18 protein-coding genes are annotated in these 21,122 nt (G+C 66.1%); 7 read left to right on the forward strand and 11 right to left on the reverse strand.

The window, feature by feature from the left end:
* Positions 1-2: 2 nt before the first annotated feature.
* Positions 3-1,049 (reverse strand): LLM class flavin-dependent oxidoreductase, encoded by a 1,047-nt coding sequence (locus G6N55_RS28030; protein WP_163667614.1) that lies wholly within the window; start codon positions 1,047-1,049, stop codon positions 3-5.
* A 124-nt stretch (positions 1,050-1,173) separates the two neighbouring features.
* Between G6N55_RS28030 and G6N55_RS28035 the strand changes: the two genes are divergently transcribed.
* The 5 genes from G6N55_RS28035 (at position 1,174) to G6N55_RS28055 (ending at position 6,004) form a co-directional block, all read left to right on the forward strand.
* On the forward strand, positions 1,174-1,728 hold the full coding sequence (locus G6N55_RS28035; RefSeq protein ID WP_085221525.1) for a TetR/AcrR family transcriptional regulator: 555 nt from the start codon (positions 1,174-1,176) through the stop codon (positions 1,726-1,728).
* 130 nt (positions 1,729-1,858) lie between these two features.
* Positions 1,859-2,902, forward strand: coding sequence for an LLM class flavin-dependent oxidoreductase (locus tag G6N55_RS28040; protein ID WP_085221526.1), 1,044 nt, complete (start codon positions 1,859-1,861; stop codon positions 2,900-2,902).
* A 31-nt stretch (positions 2,903-2,933) separates the two neighbouring features.
* On the forward strand, positions 2,934-3,932 hold the full coding sequence (locus G6N55_RS28045; protein WP_085221527.1) for an LLM class flavin-dependent oxidoreductase: 999 nt from the start codon (positions 2,934-2,936) through the stop codon (positions 3,930-3,932).
* A gap of 6 nt (positions 3,933-3,938) precedes the next feature.
* Entirely contained in the window at positions 3,939-5,261 is a 1,323-nt protein-coding gene (locus G6N55_RS28050) for a protoporphyrinogen/coproporphyrinogen oxidase (protein WP_085221528.1), read from the forward strand.
* Between the two features lie 17 nt (positions 5,262-5,278).
* On the forward strand, positions 5,279-6,004 hold the full coding sequence (locus G6N55_RS28055; protein ID WP_085221529.1) for a hypothetical protein: 726 nt from the start codon (positions 5,279-5,281) through the stop codon (positions 6,002-6,004).
* A 6-nt stretch (positions 6,005-6,010) separates the two neighbouring features.
* Here the strand turns inward: G6N55_RS28055 and G6N55_RS28060 are convergent, their stop codons facing one another.
* Genes G6N55_RS28060 through G6N55_RS28085 form a run of 6 tightly spaced genes read right to left on the reverse strand, consistent with a single transcriptional unit; the run spans position 6,011 to position 12,707 of the window.
* Positions 6,011-6,766: an SDR family NAD(P)-dependent oxidoreductase gene (locus G6N55_RS28060; RefSeq protein WP_085221530.1), complete on the reverse strand. Its 756-nt coding sequence runs from the start codon at positions 6,764-6,766 to the stop codon at positions 6,011-6,013.
* Between the two features lie 35 nt (positions 6,767-6,801).
* Positions 6,802-7,857 (reverse strand): phosphotransferase, encoded by a 1,056-nt coding sequence (locus tag G6N55_RS28065; protein ID WP_085221531.1) that lies wholly within the window; start codon positions 7,855-7,857, stop codon positions 6,802-6,804.
* A complete protein-coding gene (locus tag G6N55_RS28070; protein ID WP_085221532.1) occupies positions 7,854-8,849 on the reverse strand; it encodes a hypothetical protein in 996 nt (331 codons plus the stop codon). The genes G6N55_RS28065 and G6N55_RS28070 overlap by 4 nt, the downstream gene beginning before the upstream one ends.
* On the reverse strand, positions 8,846-10,006 hold the full coding sequence (locus tag G6N55_RS28075; protein ID WP_085221533.1) for an LLM class flavin-dependent oxidoreductase: 1,161 nt from the start codon (positions 10,004-10,006) through the stop codon (positions 8,846-8,848). The genes G6N55_RS28070 and G6N55_RS28075 overlap by 4 nt, the downstream gene beginning before the upstream one ends.
* Positions 10,003-11,013 carry a DUF7065 domain-containing protein gene (locus tag G6N55_RS28080; protein ID WP_085221534.1) on the reverse strand — a complete coding sequence of 337 codons (1,011 nt, stop codon included), beginning with the start codon at positions 11,011-11,013 and terminating at the stop codon, positions 10,003-10,005. The genes G6N55_RS28075 and G6N55_RS28080 overlap by 4 nt, the downstream gene beginning before the upstream one ends.
* The gene (locus tag G6N55_RS28085; RefSeq protein WP_085221535.1) at positions 11,010-12,707 is read right to left on the reverse strand and encodes a phytoene desaturase family protein; all 1,698 of its coding nucleotides are present in this window, start codon (positions 12,705-12,707) and stop codon (positions 11,010-11,012) included. Before G6N55_RS28085 ends, G6N55_RS28080 begins: the two co-directional genes overlap by 4 nt.
* A 64-nt stretch (positions 12,708-12,771) precedes the next feature.
* Between G6N55_RS28085 and G6N55_RS28090 the strand changes: the two genes are divergently transcribed.
* Positions 12,772-15,609: an ATP-binding protein gene (locus G6N55_RS28090; protein ID WP_085221536.1), complete on the forward strand. Its 2,838-nt coding sequence runs from the start codon at positions 12,772-12,774 to the stop codon at positions 15,607-15,609.
* Positions 15,610-15,631: 22 nt separating this feature from the next.
* Positions 15,632-16,387, forward strand: a complete 756-nt coding sequence (locus tag G6N55_RS28095; RefSeq protein WP_232078851.1) for a TetR/AcrR family transcriptional regulator — start codon at positions 15,632-15,634, stop codon at positions 16,385-16,387.
* A 13-nt stretch (positions 16,388-16,400) separates the two neighbouring features.
* On the opposite strand, the gene G6N55_RS28100 is transcribed toward G6N55_RS28095, so the two are convergent.
* The 4 genes from G6N55_RS28100 to G6N55_RS28115 form a co-directional block, all read right to left on the reverse strand.
* A complete protein-coding gene (locus tag G6N55_RS28100) occupies positions 16,401-17,921 on the reverse strand; it encodes a class I adenylate-forming enzyme family protein (RefSeq protein WP_085221538.1) in 1,521 nt (506 codons plus the stop codon).
* A gap of 112 nt (positions 17,922-18,033) precedes the next feature.
* Positions 18,034-18,474, reverse strand: coding sequence for a Zn-ribbon domain-containing OB-fold protein (locus tag G6N55_RS28105; RefSeq protein WP_085221539.1), 441 nt, complete (start codon positions 18,472-18,474; stop codon positions 18,034-18,036).
* Positions 18,471-19,655 carry a thiolase family protein gene (locus G6N55_RS28110; protein WP_232078852.1) on the reverse strand — a complete coding sequence of 395 codons (1,185 nt, stop codon included), beginning with the start codon at positions 19,653-19,655 and terminating at the stop codon, positions 18,471-18,473. The genes G6N55_RS28105 and G6N55_RS28110 overlap by 4 nt, the downstream gene beginning before the upstream one ends.
* A complete protein-coding gene (locus G6N55_RS28115) occupies positions 19,652-21,112 on the reverse strand; it encodes an aldehyde dehydrogenase (RefSeq protein ID WP_085221541.1) in 1,461 nt (486 codons plus the stop codon). The genes G6N55_RS28110 and G6N55_RS28115 overlap by 4 nt, the downstream gene beginning before the upstream one ends.
* Positions 21,113-21,122: the final 10 nt, after the last annotated feature.

Below are 21,122 nucleotides of genomic sequence, written 5' to 3' on the forward strand. Positions count from 1 at the left end.
CGTCACAGTTGCTGCAGCAGAGTCCGTAGTCGCGGGAGCTGTTCGCCGATCACTAGCGCTGCCTGCTGGGGTGCGTAGGTGGTTCCGGTGACATCGCCCAGCAGCAGGTGGGTGGCTCCGGCCTCGGCATAGGGAGCGATCCGCTCGGCGATCTCGTCGGCATTGCCAAGCCAGGCGAGTTCCTCGACGAGCTCGACGGGGATCGTCTCGGCGATCTCGGCGAGACGTTCGGCCTCGATCGTGTGCGGGATGATGTCGGCCTGGCCACGACAGTCCGGCCCACCCGGATGCTCGAGGCCGTACGTCCGCCAGGTTGCGGCGGGCAGGTAGTAGGCGATCAAGCGGGCGACGGGCAGCCGTTCCAGGGTTTGCACAACCTGCTCGCGTGATTCTCCGAGAATCGTCGCGGGTACCAGCGAGGCCACTGGCGTGGGTCGGCCCGCGCTCGCGGCGGCGGCTTTGATGATCGCGAACTGCTCGCGGTAGCGGTCCACGCTGCTGGGCAACGGCAGCCAGCCGTCGGCGTAGGTACCGGTCAGCCGCAGCATCCGCGGATGTTGTGCGGCAACCCAAACCTGCGGGATGCCCTTGTTACCATCGCGCGGAAGTCCGGTGCGGCCAACACCTTTGGGCATGCGACCGTGGTCAAGCATCGATCGGATTTCTTGCAGTGCCCGCTCCACATTGCCGACGGGGGAGTCGTAGTCATACCCGAAGGGGACGATCGATTCCGCCTCGCCCGACCCCAGACCCAGGACGAAGCCGCCCCGGCAGGCATCATGCAGCGTGAGTGCGGCGCGCGCGAGATCGCCTCCGCGCCGTCGGGTGGCATCGGTGACGCACGTGCCAAGTGGCAGCTCGGTCGTGGGGCCCAGAGCCGCCGCGACGCAAAAGGGGTCCAGCAAGGCATCGGGGTCGGGAAGTGCCTGCGCGGCAGGAAACAACGGCCAGATTGCCGGATGGGTGAGGCCCATCATGTGGTCGAGCACCCAGACGTCGTCGACCCCCACTTGCTCCGCGGCATTCAGGGCGGCGCGATTGACGTCCACCGATTGCATCGTGGGGAGTAGCAAGCCAAGTCTCACGGTGTCCCTTGCCGAGGTTGAACCTAACGCCGTAATATTTACACCGTAAATATTTGATGTCAACCGCGATGTTCTACCTTTTGGGGCGATGACCAACGGCAATCGGCCTGGGCGCCGTGCACTCCTGGACGTCGAGCATGTGCTCGACGTCGCGCTGGCGATCCTCGACGCCGATGGCCTCGACGCCGTCAGTTTCCGCCGCCTCAGCGCCGAACTCGGCGTCAGCCACATGACCCTGTATGGCTATTTCGCCTCCAAAGACGCGCTCCTCGAAGCACTTGTCGCGCGCACCATCGCCGTCCCGTCCAGTTCTCAAACCACTGCCGACGACTGGGACACCGTGCTCTTCGACGCCATCCTGGGCTTGCACCGGATCCTCATCAGCCGTCCCGGTATCGCGGAGATCCTGGTCTCGCAGCCACTTACGGGCGACTGGGTTGCGGAAGCGCGCGAAAGCCTCCTCGACATCCTGCGCGGTGGCGGCTATGACGAGCGCCAGGCGACCGACGGAATCAGCGTCGTCTTCAACTACCTGCTTGGCGCGGTCATGATCGAAACGAGACGCGGACGGGGCGGGTCGCCGTCCTCGTTCGAGGTTGGGCTGCGGTACCTGATCACCGGTCTCAAAACCGCGCCACCGTGAGCCCGGCCTGTGAACGCTCGTTATGTCAACGACCGTTCACATCAGAACGCCACACTGATATGCTGCCTGGTATGGTTCTGAATCGCGCGATGTACACGTTCGTTCAGAACTCGGAGCGCTGAGGTATCCGATGCGCATCGGGCATGGGCACTTCTTTCAGAACCTCGACGGGCGATCCGACCACGAAGTCTGGCGAACAGAGATGATGCTCGCCGACCGCGCCGAACAGCTCGGCTTCGATTCGGTCTGGGCGGTCGAGCATCATTTCGCGGACTATTCGATGTCGACCGACCCGCTGCAGTTCTTGACCTGGGTCGCGGCCCGCACCCAGCGCGTGCAGCTCGGCACGATGGTGTCGGTGTTGCCGTGGCACGACCCGGTCCGATTGGCCGAACACGCGTGCGTGCTCGACCACTTGTCCGGCGGACGACTGATCCTCGGCATGGGGCGAGGTTTGGCCCGCCAGGAGTTCGACGGGTTCGGCGTCGAGATGGGCCGCTCCCGACAGCTTTTCGATCAGTACGCCGCCGAGCTGCTGGACGCGTTCGAAACCGGACGCCTGCGGGGTGTTGACCTGAGGCCGGCGCCGTTGGCGCCGTTGCGCGGGCGTGTGTTCGCGTCGTCGATCTCGCCGGAGTCCGCCGAGGTGATGGCGCGTCTTGGCGCCGGGATCATGATTTTTCTGCAGAAGCCCTGGGAGCAAACCATCGGTGACCTGCAGCGGTACGGCGACCACTACCGGCGTTACCGGGGCACCGATCCGCCCAAGCCGATGGTGGTGATTTTCAACGCCTGCCACGAGGATCCAGACGTCGCCGCCCAGCTGTTCGAACAGGTGGTGGCCTACTACCGTTCGACGATCGAGCACTATGGGTTCGCCGACGAGGCGATGGCCGAGATCCCGGGTTATGAGTACTACGGCAACATCGCCCGCACGATCGCCAAACACGGGCGTGAGCAGTTCGCGCATTTCCTGGCCGAGCTGCAGCCGTGGGGGACGCCCGAGGAAGTCGTCGAGAAGACGCGCGAGATCGTGCGTCGCACCGACGCCGGGGGCCTGATCGTCGTATCGGCGTTCGGGAACCTGGCTCCGGACGTCGCGGCGGCCAACCAGGAATGCTTCGCGCGGGTCGTGATGCCCGCGTTGTACGAAACCGTCAGCAGTTCAACCTGAAAGGGGTAGGGACTTGAAACTTGGAATCACAATGCCCAGTCGGACGGCATCGCTGTCGCGCATACCGGAATACGCGCGGATGGCCGACGAGGCGGGGCTGGATTCGGTGTGGACCTATGAGGTGTACCGCAACCCGTTTGCGATGTTGTGCACGTCGGCGTTGGCCACCTCCAACATCGAGCTGTGCTCCGGGTTGGCGACCGCTTTCAACCGTTCGCCGTTCGAGGCGGCGAACGCGGCGGCCGATGTCGACGAGCTATCCGGCGGCCGGATGAAATTCGGCCTCGGCACCGGGGTTCCGGAGTTTCTGGAATCCTTTCACTCCACCGACTTCAACAAGCCGATCAAGCGGTTGAGTGAATACGTCGACGTGTTGCGCCGCTCTTGGGCATATCTCGCCGGGGAGGAAGTCAAGCCGTTCGACGGCTCGTACTATCGGTTCACCGCCCCACCGATCAATCCCTGGGGGCTGCGCGAGATGGTGCGCCCGCAGATTCCGATTCTCGTCGCCGGCATGCGGCCGCAGATGTTGAAATTGTGCGGAGCCAAGGCGGATGGGTGGGTCGGATACCTCTGGACACCAAAGTTTTTCGAGCAGATTGTGCTTCCCAACATCGCCGAGGGCGCGCGCTCGGCCGGCCGGGATCCGGACGGCCTTGATCTGGCCTGCGAGGTCATCTGTTGCGTTCACCCCGACCGTGACGTCGCGCTGGCACGTGCCAAGAAGCACGTCGGGTTCTACATCGCCCACCCGGTCTCCGACGTGGTCGCCGAAATCGAGGGCGTGCAGGACCTGGTCAACGAACTGCGGGTGTCGATGATGCAGAAGGGGCTGGCGGCGTTCGAGGACACGCCCGAAGAACTCGTCGAGCTGTTCTCCATCACCGGCACTCCGGAAGAGTGCCGCCAGAAACTGGACAACTACCAGGGTTTACCGCATCTGGCCCTGCACACGTCCTACGTTCCTCCGTTTACCGCCGAGGAATCCGAGGACTGCTACCTGCAGATCATCGACGCGTTCAAGCGGTAGGCCGCGATGACGGATGACGTCATTGTCGTCGGTGGTGGACCCTCGGGTTTGGCTGCGGCACAACGATTATCCCGGGCCGGCGCCGCCGTCCGGGTGCTGGAGTCCACCGACCGCGTGGGCGGAAAGATGCTCACCTCGCACCGGGACGGTTACATCCTCGACGAGGGCGCGTTCTTCCTGCCGACTACACACCGGACGCTGCTGGCGACCGCCGCCGAGATCGGCATGGCCGACGAGATTGTCCCCGGTGGGTTCATCCTCGGGATCCTGCGCGACGGGATCATCCACGACCTGGATGGCAATCACCTGTTGACCTCGCTGGCCCGGACTCGGGTGCTGTCCCTGCGGGCGAAAGCGGAGGCCGTCAAGGTCCTACCAGAGTTGATTCGCGCGCGCCGAGCCGGCTATGCGCGAATGCCGGAGGTGGGACCGTATGACACCCAGACGGTGTCGGCGTGGTCGCAATCGCGGCTGAGTCCCGAACTGCAGGAGTATCTGGCCGAGACCGTGCTCCGCGGTATCGCCGCTACCAGTGGCGACACGGCGTCGCGGGGAGATTTCCTGGCGATCCTGGCGCTGTTCGGCGGCGCCAAGCTGGTCAGCTTCCGCGACGGCATGGGTTCCTACACAGACCGGCTGGCCCGCGACGTGAAAACCGAAGTGGGCGCGGAGGTTACCTCGGTCGAGGACACCGGAAGTGCCGTCACCGTCACCTGGAAAGATCAGGGTGGCGTCGAACGCGTCGAAGACGCGGCCGCGTGCGTGATCGCGACCCCGGGGGAAACGACTGCGCGGATCCTGCCCGGGCTGGACAGTTGGCGGCGCTCATTCCTCGGCCGGGTGCGCAACGGCAAGCTGATCCTGCTCAAGGTCGGTCTGTCGCAAAGCCCGCGGGGCGTGAAGTCGACTTACCTTCTCGTGCCGCGAGCAAGCCACCCCTTCCTCACCGGAATCATGTTGGACCATCACAAAGCGCCGGGCCGCGCCCCGGCAGGAAAAGGCCTACTCACCATCGCGGCACTGGACTCGTGGAGCGAAGAACACTGGGCGGACGACGACAGCCAGATACGTTCAGCCCTGCTCGGCGCACTGGATCAGATCCTGCCCGGCACCACGGAACACGTCGAGTTCGCTGATGTGCATCGTTGGCGCGAGGAATACACGACCGTTGGCTTCTACCGCGACCTGGGACGGTTCCGCCAACTCTGCGAGCAGGATCGGCGAATACAGCTGGCCGGCGACTCCCAGGCATTCCAGAACTTGGAATCGGCGACGATCTCGGGTCAGCGGGCCGCCGAACGGTTGCTCGCGGGCCAAGTCCTGTCCTGACATTCGAAGGTGCGGTCATGATGACGGAACGACAACAGCGCGTTTGCATATGGGGCGGAATCACTTTCGCCCCGCTCTTCTTCGTCGGATTCTGGCTGCTTGCCGGCTTCATTCCGCCGCCGGCCCCGGGGATGAGCGCCGAAGCGGTAGCGCGGATGTTCGCCGAGGGGCGGGGCCGGATCCGTACCGGCCTCTGGGTCGCCACCGGGGCGGCGCCCTTCCTGGCATTCTTCGTCGCAGCCCTGACGCATCAGATCCGGCGGATCGCGGGCAGTGATTCACCGCTGGCAACGGCGCAGCTGATCGCCGGCTCGTGCTTGATCCTCGAGTTCATCTTCCCCCAATTGGTATGGCAGACGGCCGCATACCGAAGCGAGCGCAGCCCCGAGACGATCCAAATGCTGAACGATCTGGCGTGGCTGCCGTATGTCGGGGTGGTCGGAACCGCGATGGTGCAGATGGCGATCATCGCGATCGTCGTATTCGGAGACCGGCGGTCACAGCCCCTGCTGCCGCGCTGGTGTGCGTACCTCAACATTTGGACCGCGCTGGGCGTCGCGCCGGGCAGTTTCGTCGTCTTCGTGCACAGCGGCCCGGTGGCCTGGAACGGGATACTGGCGTGGTGGCTGCTCTGCGTATCCTTCTTCGTCTGGATGGTGACGATGACGTGGCTGATGTTACGCGCCAGTCACATCGCCGAGGTGGCTGAGAGCAGCGGAACCTTGCAACCTAGCGTCGGCTAGAGTGCGCTACGCCACCGTGTAGCCACCGTCGACGGGAATTGCAGCCCCGGTGAGGTAGGAAGCGCCGTCACCCGCGAGAAAGGCTGCCACCGAGGCGATTTCGTCGGGATGTCCCAATCTGGCCTGGGAGGTCATGGCCACGGCGCGAGCCTTGATCTGCTGGTACATATCGGGAGCCGTCTCTTTGAGGTCGGTGAGCATGGGCGTCTCGATCACCCCCGGAAGTATTGCGTTCACCCGGACGCCGGAATTTCCATACTCGTGTGCGGCGACCCGCGTCAACCCGATCACCCCGGCCTTGCTCGCCGTGTACGCACTCGCTCCCGCGAAGGCGACGACCGCGGCCACCGACGCGATGTTGATGACGGAACCGCCTCCGCTGGAGATCAGCGCCGGAATCGATTTCCTCATCCCGAGATACGCTCCGCGAAGGTTCACGGCGATCACCTGGTCGAAGGTTTCGGGCGCAGATTCTGCCAGGGGAGCGAACACGCCGTCGATGCCCGCATTGTTGACCACAATGTCGAGCCGGCCGAATTCGTCGAGTGTTCTGTCGATCAGGCCGTCGACGTCGTGTTCATTGCTGACGTCGCACACGACGCCGACACTGTCGCGCAGCCCGGATGCCACGTGCTCGGGGTCCCCGCCAACGTCGCAGATCACCACGGATGCTCCACGGTCGTTGAAAGCGCGGGCGATAGCGGCCCCGATCCCGCGAGCCGCCCCGGTGACAATCGCTACTCTGCCGTCGAGTTCGGCCATCTCGCTCCTTTGCGCAGCCGCAATGTTGGCGGACCTCAGAACAAGTCGGCCGACGAGTGCCGCTCGACCGCGGCGCCGAGCCGGCGAACCATGTCGTCGAGCCTGTCGCGCCCCCTCTGGTCGGAGCCTTCCCAGCGGACGTTCGCCATGATCGGCCACAACAGGTTGTACGCCGTCGCCCAGCGGTACTGTTCGCGCGCCTGGTCGGGTTCGTAGTTCGCCAGGCCGCCGCAATAGCGTTGGATGAGAGCATCTTCGATGCCCGCGAGTCGTTCGGGCGGGATGCTGGTGCACAGCAGATATTGGAGTTCCCGGATGCCGCACTCCTGTCCCACCGTCTGGAAGTCGATGAACACCGGTTCACCATTCGCATCGAAAAGCAGGTTGTCCGAGCGCAGTTCGCCGTGGGTGATGCAGGTTGGCGTCGCCAGCGCGTCGATCATCCGTGGCTGCAGCTCGGTGAAGCGATCCGAGATCGAAACCGCGCTGGGCGGTAGCAGTTCCACCAAGGCGTCGCGGCGCAGCCCCCACACATAGGCGAAGAGCTGGCCGTACTGCTGCTGCAGGGCGCGTCCCTCGCCCGAGGAGGTGGGCCAGAACCTGGCGGAATACCGTTGCAGTAATTGCTCTTTGCCCCATGACCAACCATGGAAGCGCGCGAGCGCGTCGGTGATCGCCTCGGCCTGGTGCCGGCTGAATCCCTCGTGCTGGTCGATCTGCACACAATCGCCGGCCAGGTCCTCCATTACCAACACGAAGTCGGTGGAGTCGGCTGCCTGCTCGGCGGAGTAGATTTTCGGCGTGCGCACCGGCAGGTGCGGCGCCAGCTCGCGATAGAACTCGATCTCACGGCTGTAGGTGCCGATACCGTCCAGCATCGCGCGGGTGTCGCCGACGATCGGCATCTTGACCAGCACGCTCGTGGGTGTGCCGGGCGGCGCGTCGAGCGTGAGCCGGAAGAGCCGGCAAGCGAATGCCGTTCCCAATCCCACGCTTTCGTGGTTGGTCACGCGCACCGATGTGCCCAGCGCCTGGCTGGCCCATGAGTCGTCGAGGTCGTCGGCCGACTGTGGAAGCTGTCGCAGGCTCATCGCACCAGGACCGATCGTTCGGTGAGGCCGTAACCAACCTGGCCGTCCCAATTGAATCTGGTCATCGCCTCGGCGAGCAGGTGGTGGCAGCCGTCCCCACGCGCGGCCCCGCGGACGATCTCGCCGGGACCGGCGATTGTCAAAGCGCCGATCTCACCTATCGTCGCCGTCAGCTGGATGGTCTCATTCTCGACTTCCAGAGTGAGCGTGTAATCGTCGCCGCGCCCGTCCCACGAGTCGAGAAGCGGGGCAGCGCTGACCAGCCGGCCGTAGCGCACAGTGTCACCGGTACACACGGCCGCGTGGTTCATCCGCCCGGTACCGTCGCGATTGGCCAGATACATCAGGCAGAACGCGCGGCCGTCAGGCCATTCCGCGTGACACCAGATGTGATTGTGCAGACCCGTCAGATCGCGCACCCCGGTGCTGTGGTCCCGGATCCCGGTGCCGTCCAGCGTGACCGACACGTCGCCGTACGACAGTGTTCCGGTGACGGAACAATGCTGCTCGTAATGCGATGACGCCCAGTTCTGCTCGTGCATCGCGCCGAGCTCGAAGGGCGGGCACATCGCCTCGTAGGTCAGGTCGAAGGACAGCTTGACGTGTAACCCGTCGGCCACGCCGCCGCCGCGCAGTTCATCGCCGGACACCAGCCGGGCCGGTCCGCGAAATGTCTTGCGCCACCGACGCCACGGCTCCATGCACCGATAGGTGAGGGACGGGCCGGCCGGACCCCGCGGCGTTTCACCGCCGTACCCGAATCCGCGTGCCGCCAAGAACATGTCGTTCGGCAGGAAGATCAGGGCCAGCTCGTCCCAGGCCGGCTGGTCGAACGAGACCCGGCCGAGGTGCAGGAACATGCCGATGCGCTCGGCGGGGAAATAGGCCTGGCTCAGATAGTTCTCGACCCAAAGCGGCACATCGGGAACCTGATGCAGGAGCTCGTCGACATCGGCGAGGTGTTGGGGCCCTTCGACCCGGCTCGTCGTCACACGCCCACCCCCGCCGCCTGCTTGATCAGTCCGGAAATTTCGTTGGCGCGGCGCAGCGACTCCGGCCCCTCCAGCGGTCCGAGCGCCAGCGGCGTCATATCCAACCAGCCGACGAATTGCGCACCGGCCTCGACGAATCCAGAGTGCAACTTGGCCATTTCCTGCGGCGTGCCCACGTGGAACGCCTTGCGTGACATCGAAACTGGCGTGGCATTGACGATGCGATTGATTTCCTCGTCGGTCTGCTCGAAGGGAGCCCACTTGACCGCGTAATGCCACCCCTCTGGCATCACCGGCGTCTCGCCTTCTTCGATCCAACGGGCTTGATCCAGGCGGCCGAATTGCCCCGCGAAATAGCGGACTATCGGGTTGGCCAGAACCTTCTCGATGACCTCGGGATCCTCGTGGCAGACGTAGATGCTCCAGATGCCGAATCCGAACGCATCCGGGTCGCGGCCGTAGCTCTGCACCTTCTGGCGCATCGCCGTGACGGTCTCGGAGAATTCCTCCGGTGTCTGAATGGCCTGCGGGGAGGCGGCTTCGAAGCCGTCCGCATACCGGGCCGCGATGTCCAGAAGCACCGGGCCGCCACCTAAAGCCCAGAACTCGGGACGCTTGTCCGGGCGGTGATTGCCGATCGTGGCGTTCTTCAGATGCCAGAAGTTCGTCTCTTGCGTCCACGGCTCCGGCTCGTCGTAGAGACGGCGGACGAGCTGGAAAACGTCCTCGAGCCTCTTGAGGCCTTCGGTCCGCTTGTAGCCGAACGGTTTTGTCTGCCGTAGCTCGCCGGCGCCGACCGCGACCACGACGTCACCGCTGGTCGCGTTGCTCAATGTGAGTACCTTGCGCAGCAGCTCGGCCGGTGCGCTGCGAATCGCGTCGGTCGACAGCCGGATGTTGGCATCGGGGTTGTGCGCCAGGGCGATCGCGGCCTGCAGGAACGGGTCATAGGTGGAGTTACCGTCGATGAATTCGGCCGCCGGCGTGTTGTCCGGGGTCCACAGCTCCCCGGGGAACCATCCGGACAGTTCGTCCCAGAGCCACATGTAATCGATGTTGGGACTGTCGTGGACCGCCCCGGCGAATTGGGTGAACGCCGGGATCGGCGTGGTCCGGTGGTTGTCGAGTGGGTAGCCCGTCACGACATGGGAGTTCATCTGATTGATTCCTTTCTGGGTCTGGCCACGGTGCGCTCGCAGAGCCCGTAGCCGATTTGACCGTTCCAGCTCAGGCGGGCCTGAGATTCGTACACAACGTGGCTGGCGTCGGGCGTGCGGTCGGTGCCGAGCGTCATCTCGACCGGACCCACGAACGAAAACGGCATGGGCGCAATGATTTCCCCGCGTATCTCGTGGATCTGGTCACCAGCCCGCAGTTCGATCCGCCATGGATCGAAGACCTCGGATTCCGCGTCGAGCAGCGCGTCATGGCTGACCAACGACGCATGGGTCATGCCGGCGCCGTCGCCGATGACGTGGAAGTTCAGCAGCGCGTCCCCGCCGCCGCGGCGGGTGATGCACATCGTGGAGAGCCAGCGCCCGTCCGGGAATTCGCCGTGAATCCAGAAGTGGTTGCCCATCACCGACAAGTCGCGCGGTCCCCAGGTGTGGTCTCGCATTCCGGTGCCCTCCACATCGAAGCGCTCACCGTCGAGGGTGATCCGGCCGCTGCAGCTGAAGTGCTGCTCATAGTGGGTGTGCCCGAAGTTGCCCGGGCGCACGTCGCCGACACCGAAGGGTGCCCCCAGCGCGTGGTGCGTCAGCTCGACGTCGAGCCCGACGTGCATTCCCGACGGAGCCGGGCCGTCACGCAGTGTATGGCCGTCGATGAGTTGCGCCGCACCCCGGTAACGGGTGATGTTCTCCTCGAAAGGCGTTGGCGCCTCGAAGGACAAGCTGCCGCCGACCTGGCGTGCGGACGGTGCGTAGCCGAAGCCTTTGCCCACCGCGAATCGGTCACCCGGCAGGTAGACGGCCACCACCTCGCTCCACAGCGCTGTGTCCCACGAAGTGCGGTTGGTGTGCGCGTAGAAGCCGATGTTGCTGCCCGGGCAGTATGCCTGGACCAGGAAGCTCTCCGACCAGCTCGGATCGCCTTGCGGCGGATGGGCGAAATCATCGGAATCGGCGAACTCGTGGGTTCTGACGCGGGCCGCCGGCGTCATTCGACGGTCCTGAATTGCAGGGGCGGCAGCGTCGAGGATGCCGCCTTTTTGCGAGCGCGGCGGCGCAGTCGGGACGGGCCGCGCAGCACCGCGTCCGCGGTGTTACGGCCCGGCCAGCCGCTGATGTAGGCCATCGGGAAAGCGCCCGCCCCGGAATGCCATACCCGCTCAACCGGGCTCTCGTAACCGGCGAGCGCCGGGATGGGCCGCGTCGGGCCGAGCTGGTTCAGGGTGAGATCGACATGCTCGTAGTTGCCGCCGTGGACGAAATAGCGCTCCTGAAAATCCGGTGGCGCGGTGAGGTGGGCGTCGATGATCAGGTCCCGGGTGCCGGGCGCATAGAGCTCGTAGTGGTCCAGGGCGCGCTCGAAGTAGTCCTTTTTCTCGTCGTCCCAGCTTCGCCCGTTGGACAGCTCGATCGGAGTGTTGAAGCAGTAGAACTTCAGTGTCTCGCCCGCACTGGAGGCCGGCACCAGGCTGCGGTCGTAGACCGAGGAACTCAGCGTGGCCATCGGGATCTCGTCGGTGAAGGTGCCGGCCATGCCGTCGACGGTCGACCGCCGCATGTAGTCCAGCGTCGGGCACAACATCAAGGTCGACGTGTATTCGTCGTCGTCGAATCCCGGGAATTTCGGCCGGCCCGACAATGCCATTTCGGCGTCGAAATAAAGCACGTTGTACCGGCCTACCTGTAGCGACCGAAGCTGGTCGAAGGTCGAGTCGGGCACGTCGGACGGGTCGAGCAGCTTGGTCAGCAAGGTGTAGGGATCCACGGCGCACACCACGTCGGACGCCAGGATCTGCTCGCCGTTGTCCAACTCGACCCCGCGTGCGAATCCGTTGTGGGTGAGCACCCGTTTGGCCCTGGCGCTGGTGCGAATATCGCCGCCGTGGTGGCGTACCGCGTTGGCGATCGCCTGGGTAAAGGCGCCGCTGCCACCGACCGGCCGTTTCACGCCCCATTGATGGATTCCACACAGGAACGCCAGGTGGAATCCGGTGCCGGTCTCGGTGATCGGCCCGAACGTGCCCGCCGAGTAGGCGGCGATCGGGGCCTTGATCTCTTCTCGCTCAAACCACTCTTCGAGCACGGCGTCGATCGAGCCGAGCATGACGCGGGCGCCCTTGGCCAGCTTGGTGCGACTCTTGGCCGCCTGCTTGAGGACGTCGAACACCGTGTGGGGCTTTATCCGCCAGGGGTGGCCGTGAAAGTACGGCATCAGCGTCAACAGCGTTTCGGTGATGATGTCGACGAGTTCCTCGTACCGTTGTGCGTCCCGGCGGGAGTACTTCGCGATTTCGGTTTTGGTGCGGGCAATGTCCTGGTAGAACGCGACGCTGGCGCCGTCGGGACCCAGCCAGGTCGTCAGGGCGGTCGGGTGCACCCACCGCAGTCCGTGCTTGTGTAGCTCCAGCTGGTCCACGATGGAGGGCTTGACGCCGGGCAGCACGAACTCGACGCTGCACGGGCTCACCTTGAAGCCGGGCGCGTTGGGCATCTCCATCGTCCAGACCAGGCCGCCGACGGTGTCGCGGGCCTCCAGCACCAAAACCCGCTTGCCCGCCTTGGCCAGAAACGCCGCGCAGGTGAGACCGTTGTGGCCCCCGCCGACGACCACCACGTCATATGTCTTCGGTTGCGCGCTTGTTCCCACGTCGGCAACGTATCGACGGCAATGGGGTGCAGTCGCCACCCACCCGGGGGAGGTTTTCGCGGCCCTGTGATGGGTTTTCGGTTAGTGCCATACTGCGCGAATAATGTCGAGACCCGTTCATCCGCTCGAGCGCGACCGCGAATTGGATGCGTTGCGCTCCGTGATCGCGCACGCGCGCAACGGCCGGGGGCAGGCTTGTGTCGTCGAGGGGCCCAGCGGTATCGGCAAGTCGTACCTCCTGGACCAGGCGGCCGCGCTCGCGGCCGAGGCCGGTTTCACGGTGCTGCGGGCGCGGGGCAGCGAACTCAGCCGGGAGCTCGCCTTCGGGATGGCCGTCGAATTGGTGGAAGCACGGTTGGTCCGCGCCACCGCCGACGAACGCGGCGAATTATTCAGTGGCCCAGCAGTTCTCGCCGAACCGATGGTGAGTCGTCGGGTCCAGCCGGCCGAATACACCGACACGACGGACGAGTTCACCGTTATCCACGGCCTGTACTGGCTCATGGTCAACCTCTCCGGGCACGGACCCTTCGCGCTGCTCGTCGACGACGCGCAGTGGGCGGATCCCGGCTCGCTCCGGTTTTTCGCCTATCTGGGCGAGCGGCTGGACGATCTCCCGATCGCGCTGCTGACCGCGGTGCGCACCGACGATCCCGAGACCCATTCGGATCTGGTCTCGTTGCTGTGGGAGAGCAGCGCCGCACCACCGATTCGGCCGTCCGAACTCAGTCGGCGGGCGGTCGGCGAGCTGCTCGCAACTGGCCTGGAGTCAACAGTCGATGAGGCCCTGATCGATACGGTGCACCACGAGACAGGCGGGAATCCCTTCCTGGTCAGCGAGGTCATCGCCGAGCTGCGCGACGAACCAGACATCGCCGCGGCCGGCACCGCTTCGTTGCGCACACCGCATTCGGTGCGACGCCAGATCGCCCGTAGGCTGACGCGGCTGGGACCGGATGCCCGGGAGCTGGCCAAGGCTGCCGCCGTGTTGGGCGACGGGATGTCTCTGGCCGTGGTCACCCGACTCGCAGCGCTGCGACCCGCCCCGGCGGTCACCGCGGCCGAGCAGCTCGTTGCCGCGCGGATCTTCGACACCGCCGACCCGGCCTCGTTCGCCCATCCCATGATCCGATCGGCGACGTATGCCTCCCTGTCGCCGGGGGAGAAGCCCGAAGCGCACGCGCGCGCCGCAAAGCTGCTTGCGGCCATCGGAACCGACTCGGAGGTCGTCGCGGGCCATCTGCTGGAGGCCACGCCGAGTGAGGAGGCGTGGGTGGCTGGAATTTTGCATGCGGCCGCACGTGCGGCCGCTCGAAAAGGCTCTCCGGCGAATGCGATTCGTTATCTGCGCCGCGCATTGGACACGGCCCCGCCGGACTCGGTCTCGCCAGGCCTTCTGATTGACCTCGGTCTCACCGAAGCGGCCGCGGGACAGACGACGTCGTTGCAGCGCTTCGAGCAAGCGATGCTGCTGATCGACGAGCCCGCCGTGCGCGCCGATGCGCTCTATTCGCTGGGGCAAACGCTGTACCGCTACGGCAGGCACGAGGAAGCCGCTGCCGCGTTCCGACGCGGCGCTGAGCTATTCGAGGACGGCGATTTGCAGGTCTTTCGGCGATTCCAGGCATCGTCGATGTGCGCCGAATCCTATTTGGCCCCAATTCATCGCCGGGTCGATCTGCTCGATGCGGCCGAAGTATCACCGCCACAGGGCGCCGGTGACAGGGCAATGCTGGCCATCCGGGCGTTGAATCTCTCGTTGCAGGTGCCCCCGGCGTCGCGGGCAGCGGCGTTGGCGGGCATGGCCATTGCCGACGGCAGACTTTTGGTCGAACAGACATCGGAATCGCCGGTAGTCAATCTTGTTGTGTTGCCGTTGCTTTACGGCGGGGAACTGGATGCGGCGGAGCGTCATATCGATGCCGTGCTCGCCGACGCGCGCAGTCGCGGTGCGTCGCTGGCCTTCGCGGAGGCCGCGCTGATGCGGGCGTTGGTGTGCTATGCGGCGGGCCGCGTCAACGATGCGATGGTGGACGCGCAAACCGCGGTCGACGGGATGAAACGCGGCTGGCACGCGCTGGCTCCGACGGCGCTGGCGACGCTCGTGCATTGCATGATCGAGCGCGGCGAATTGGATCAAGCCGCTGACATGCTCAGCCGTGGCGAGCAAGAGCTGGCACCACCGGAAGCGTTGGGAATCAACGCCTGGTTCTACGTGGCCAGGGCGCGGCTTCGACTGTGGCGCAAGGAGCTTACGACAGCACAGGCCGACCTCGATGCGGCAGTGCAGGCGCTGCGCGACTACGGCATGATCAACCCGGCGGTGCTGCCATGGCGGCCGCTGGCGTGCATGGTTGCCGCGGCCGCGGGCGACACTGAGCGAGCCCGCGAACTCATCGAATCCGAGATCGAGCTGGCCCGGCGATTCGAAACGCCGATCGCGCTGGGCGCTGCGCTGCGCAGGTCCGCGCTCGTACACGACCCCTCGGAAGCGCTGGCTACCCTCACCGAGTCGGTGGCGGTCCTCGAGAAGACCGGCGCCCGGCTGGAACTCGCGCGGGCACTGACCGATCTCGGCGTCCATCTGCGTCGTGCCGGCTCGCGGGTGGCGGCGCGCGAGCCATTGACCAACGCCCTCGACCTGGCGCACCGTGGCGGCGCGACGGCGCTGGCCAACCGCGCCCATGAGGAGCTGATGGCGACCGGCGCACGCCCCCGTCGGCCGGCCCGGGTCGGCGCGGAATCGTTGACCCCGACCGAGCGTCGGCTCGCCCAGCTCGCCGCGTCGGGGCATGACAACCGCAGTATCGCGGAGCTGACGTTCGTCGCACGCAACACCGTTGCGTGGCATCTGCGCAATGTGTTCCGAAAGCTCGGGGTGGATTCCCGGGAGGCGCTCTCCGATGCCCTCGCGGACTACGCGCCGCCGCAGACGGACTGATAAACCTGCTGGTCGTAGGTTTATGGCGACTCTCACGTACCGCGTTGCTGCTTTTGAGCAGCGGATAGTCGATAATATGCCTATGCCTCGTCCCTCCAAGCCCCTAATCCGCCGCGACGCCGTGGTGGAGGCTTCGCTGCGCATCATCGATACGGAGGGTCTAGACGCGTTCAGCCTGCCCCGGCTGGCGCGCGAGCTCAACGTGCAGGCGCCGTCGCTGTATCACCACTTCACCGACAAGGCAGAGATTTTGAAGGCGGTGGCGCGGGCGATCGTGGTCGAGACACGTTTACCCGACCCCACTTCGGTGCCCAACTGGATGGAGTGGCTGGTGGCGCTGAGTCTGGCGTTCCGCGATTCGATGCTGCGCCACCACAATGCCGTGCCGCTGCTGCTGCAGTTCATGCCGCGCGATGTGCTCATCCGCAACTACAACGATTCCGCCATCTACCTCACCGAGATCGGTGTTCCGCTGGACCAGGTGGTGTTGATTCTGGACGGCCTGGACAAGTTGACTCTGGGCGCCGGCATTACCGAGGCGATGCACGGTGACGACGGGAGGGGGCGCCTGTTCGCGAACGCCGATCCGGCGACCGAACCCGTTCTGGTCGCGGCGGCAGCCGCCAATCAGCGATCCGCCACCGGGGCATTCGCCGAAGCGATCCGTAGTTTCCTGCGCGGCGCCGCACCGAATGTGCCGGACTCCGCGCCGCCACCGCAGCATTGGGGTGAGTTCGGCTCGGCCATAACGGAATTCAAGGAGCCGACGGCCTCTTAGTGCGGCGTCGGGCTCACCCCGCGGCTTGAGTGTCGTGGGTCAGCTCGGGGTGAGCGTCCCGGATGTGGCGCCGCGCAATCTTGCCGCTGGCATTCCGTGGCAGTGCCGTGTCTTGGACGATGACGTGACGCGGGACCTTGTAGCCGGCAAGATGCGCGCGGCAGTGCTCGATGACTGCCTCTGCGGTCAGGTTTTCTTCGGTGTAGATGATCGCTGCGGGCGCCTCACCGAATTTGGGATCGAACGCCGACACCACACATGCCTCGATCACGCCGGGCAGCCCGGCGACCACCGCCTCGATCTCGGAGGGAGCGACATTGAATCCGCCGGTGATGATGATGTCTTTGAGCCGGTCGATGACGCGGATCCCGTTGGCGTCCTTGATGCCAACGTCGCCGCTGTGAAACCAGCCGTTCCGCATAGCGGCGGCGTAGGCATGGTCGTTCCGCCAATACCCGGGGGAGATGCCGGGGCCGGACACGATGATTTCGCCGGGCTCGTCGGGGCCGCAGTCCGTTCCATCGGGCCGCACTACCCGCAGCCGCGTGAAAACCGTTCCCGTGCCGATCGACTCGGGGTGTGCGACGGCGTTCTCCTTCGGATTGATGGTGGAAAGCCCGCCCAGCTCCGTCATTCCGTACGCTTGCTGAACGGTCACGCCCTTGTCGAGCCACGCCCGCATCGTCGAAACGGGGGCCGCGGCACCCGCGATCGTCGCCAGTTCCAGCGCCGACAGATCGGCCGAGGCGAAATCCGGATGGGCCGCCATGCGCTCGTACAAAAGCGGTACCCCACTGTGGATTTGGATCCGCTCCGTGGCGAGTCGGTGCAGCGCGGCGCCGGCGTCGAAGCCGCGCTCGTAGAAGATCGTCATCCCTCTGGTCAACGGGTGCAGGATGTGCCAGAGCAATCCGGGGGCACCCGACATCGACAGCGTGTAGATGATCCGGGCGCCGGGCCGAAATGTCGGTTCGGTGATGGCGAGATCGGCGACAAGGTTGAATGTGCTGCGGTGGGTGAAGATGACACCCTTTGGGTGCGAAGTCGTTCCGCTGGTATAGACGATTTGGGTGACGTCGTCGGGGTGCGCGTCCGATCGGCGCGGAACCGTCCGATGTTGTTGGTGGCGCAACGCGGCGAAGTCTTCAAGACGCCACAGTGGAGTCGAGGTCCCTTGGATGGCCGCCGTGATCCGGTCATGGTGGGGGTCATCGGCGAGAATGAGGCTCGGCGTGGAGTCGTCGATCAGATAGCGCAACTCCTCGGCGGTGAAGCGGTTGTTGAACGGGACAACGACGAACCCAATCTTGAGGGCTCCGATCGCCGCAACGACCCACTCCAGGCTGTTGTCGCCGATGATGCCGATCCGGTCCCCGGGTTTGAGCGCCGCGGTTGCCAGATGCATTGCGGCACAGTCGGTCCAGCGGTCCAACGTCGGGTAGTCGATGGTGTCGGTGCCGTCGAAAACGATGGCCGCCCGTTCGGGGGACTGGCGCGCCCAGTAGCTCAAACCATCGGTTACCAGTTCGGTCATCGCGTGCGGTCTCCCTTGCCGATCAGGTCACGGCGCGGCGAGCAGCGGGCTGGAGCGCAAATGTGGCCACGCGAAGCAAACCTTATTTCAGTAGATAAGTGAGTGTCAACGATCACGGCAGCCCTCTGGACGGCCCGGTTTCGACCGGCTCGAAGACCGGTACCACGTCGCCTTCCTCTTCGCCGTCGCCGGACCGTAGGTAGCGCACTCGAACCGGGTCGCCCTCCCGCAACCGGGAGGCGTCGTCGACCAGCAGCCGCACCATCAGCCATGGGCCCTCGGCCAATTCGACGATGGCGCTGACATACGGCACACACGCGGCCAGCACGGGCAGCGGCGCGCGGTGCACGACCGTCCAGCTGATCAGAGTTCCCTCGCCGGACGCGACGCAGGTCTGCAAATCCGACGACCCGGTCGTCGGGTCGGTGCGCGCCTCGGGGGCCAGCACCGTCCCCGTGGGGCCGCGCTTGACCAGCAACTCCCCCCGGGCGGCGGCCTCGAAGAACGACGCGCTGGCGTCGTCACGCACGACCGCGGGAAGGACGCCGGTCATGCGGCCACCCCGCCGCGTCGATGCGGGCTGAGCACGAGCGTCGAGTGGTGCTCGAGAATTCCGCCGTTGCCGCTGACCAGCACGACGTCGTTGCGGGGCGCTTGGCGCGCACCGCCGTCCCCGCGGGCCTGGATGATCGCTTCCGACAACGGGGTCATGCCCCACATGTAGTAGGCCGACAGTTGCCCGCCGCCGGTGTTACACGCGAGCTTGCCGCCCGGTGCCAGTCGGCCGCCGGAGACGAATTCGCCGCCTTCGCCTTTGGCGCAAAACCCGTAGTCCTCGAGGGTGACCAGCACGGTATAGGTGTAGCAGTCGTACAGCTGCGCCACGTCCACATCGTCCACCCCGATGCCGGCCATCCGCATGGCTTGCGGCCCGGATCGCGCCGCCGGGGTGACCAGTCCCCACTGCGACCCGGCGTGCATGCGCCGCGCCGCGTGCGCCTGCCCGTAGCCCCGGACATAGACCGGTGGGTGGGCCAGATTCGTGGCTCGGTCCGCGGCGGTGACGATCACCGCGATGGCGCCATTGCTCACCAGGCAGCAATCCAGCAGATGTAGCGGCTCGGCGATCCACCGCGATTCCTGGTGTTCGGCGATGGTCAGTGGCTCACGCAGTTGCGCGACGGGATTGCCTGCGGCCCAAGCACGTTGGGCAACAGCGATTTCGCCGAGTTGTTCCGAGGTGGTCCCGTACGCCTGCATGTGCCGGCGCGCGCAGAGCGCATAGAGGATGTTGGGGTTGACCGCACCGGAGGCCACCGACCAACCGGCCAATCCCCGCGCCGCGCCCGCGCCGCCAGAACGATTGGGGGAGCGCCACGATGCGCCCGCGGATCGCTCGGGCTTCAACGGTGTGTCGGCGAAGACGCATGCCACCGTGGTGACGGCGCCGGCGGCGATGGCCTGCACGGCCTCGGCGACCATCACCCCGGCGGTGGCGCCGAACGCGTTGACCTGTGCCAGCAGATTCAACTCACCCAGGCCCAGGACGGCGGCCAAACCGACCCCGACGTCTTGCTTGATGCCGGCGCTGACCAGCAGCCCGTCCAGGTCGCTGAGCGCCAGGCCCGCGTCCGCGACGGCGCGTTGGACCGCTTCGGCGGCCAGCGCGGTCGACGAACGGCCATAGACCTTGCCGAGCTCTGTCATACCCAGCCCGGCCAGCGCTGCGGTCAACGGTCCGCCCTGACCGGTGGCCGGTACACCGACTTCAGCGCGAGGTAGGGCGCCAGGCCTTCCGGGCCCAGTTCGCGACCCAGGCCGCTGGCTTTGACACCGCCAAACGGCCCGACGACGTCGAGGGCGTAGTGGTTGATTCCCACCGATCCGGTGCGCATCCGTGAGGCCAGCGCCGCGCCCCGCTCGGGGTCGGCCGTCCAGACCGTGCCACCCAGGCCGTAGTCGGAGTCGTTGGCGATCGCGATGGCCTCGTCGTCGTCGGCGTAGGACAGCACGCACAGCACCGGCCCGAAGATCTCTTCCCGCGCGATCGTCATGGCGTTGTCGACGTCGGCGAACACGGTGGGTTCGATGAACCAGCCCAGCGAGTGATCCGCGGGCACGCCGCCGCCGGTGGTCAGCCGCGCGCCGCCGCTCTTGCCGGTTTCGATGTAGCCGAGCACGCGGGACCGCTGGGCGGCGCTGACCAGCGGACCGATCTGGGTGGTCTTCTCCAGCGGGTCGCCGACCTGCAGGCCACGGACCGTATCGGTGACCGCGTCGACGATCTCGGCATACCGCGAGGCCGGCGCCAGGATGCGGGTCGTCGCGTGGCAGGTCTGGCCGTTGTTGGGCAGGCAGATGTCGGGCAACGCGGCCACGAACGCGTCCAGGTCGGCGTCGTCGGTGACGATCGCCGCGGACTTGCCGCCTAGCTCGAGCGTGACGGGCCGCAGCAGGCGCCCGCATATCTCGCCGATCGCGCGTCCGGCCGCCGTGGAGCCGGTGAAGGCAACCTTGTCGACGCCAGGATGGGCGACCAATGCGGCACCCGCGTCGCGCCCGCCGGGGATCACATTGAGCACGCCGGCCGGCAACCCGGCCTGCAACGCGGCGTCGGCCCAGGCGTAGGCGTCCAGTGCGGTTTCCGGCGGTGGTTTGAGCACCACGCTGCAGCCGGCGGCCAGCGCCGGCGCGATCTTCATCGCCGCGAGGCCCATCGGATAGTTCCAGGGGACCACCGCGGCGACCACTCCGATGGGTTCGCGGCGGACGCTGACGTGTGACAGTGCGCCGGGCCGCAGGTCTTCGTCGTCGAGGTGTTCGGCCAAGCCGGCGTAGTAGTTCAGGGCGATCGACGGGAAGAAGCCGTTGGCGCCCAGGGAAAGTCGGCGAGGCATACCGTTTTCGCGGCTGACCAGTGCGGCGATTTCCTTGCCGCCGGCCTGCAACGACGTGGCCATCGCGCGCATCGCCCCGGCGCGTTCGGCCCCCGAGCTGGCTCCCCACGGCCCGCCCAGCGCCTCGCGTGCCGCGCTCACCGCGGCGTCGACTTCGGCGCTGCCGGCTAGTGCCGCGCTGCCCAGCACCTTGCCGGTTGCCGCTTCGAGCACCTCGGTGGTGTTCGACGCGGCGGACGCGGGCAACCAGGTGCCGCCGACGAAGAACGTGTCCCTGTCCCGGCTGATGTCCACGTGTTCGGTC

It is taken from the genome of Mycobacterium florentinum, from assembly GCF_010730355.1.
Classification (GTDB): Bacteria; Actinomycetota; Actinomycetes; order Mycobacteriales; family Mycobacteriaceae; genus Mycobacterium; species Mycobacterium florentinum.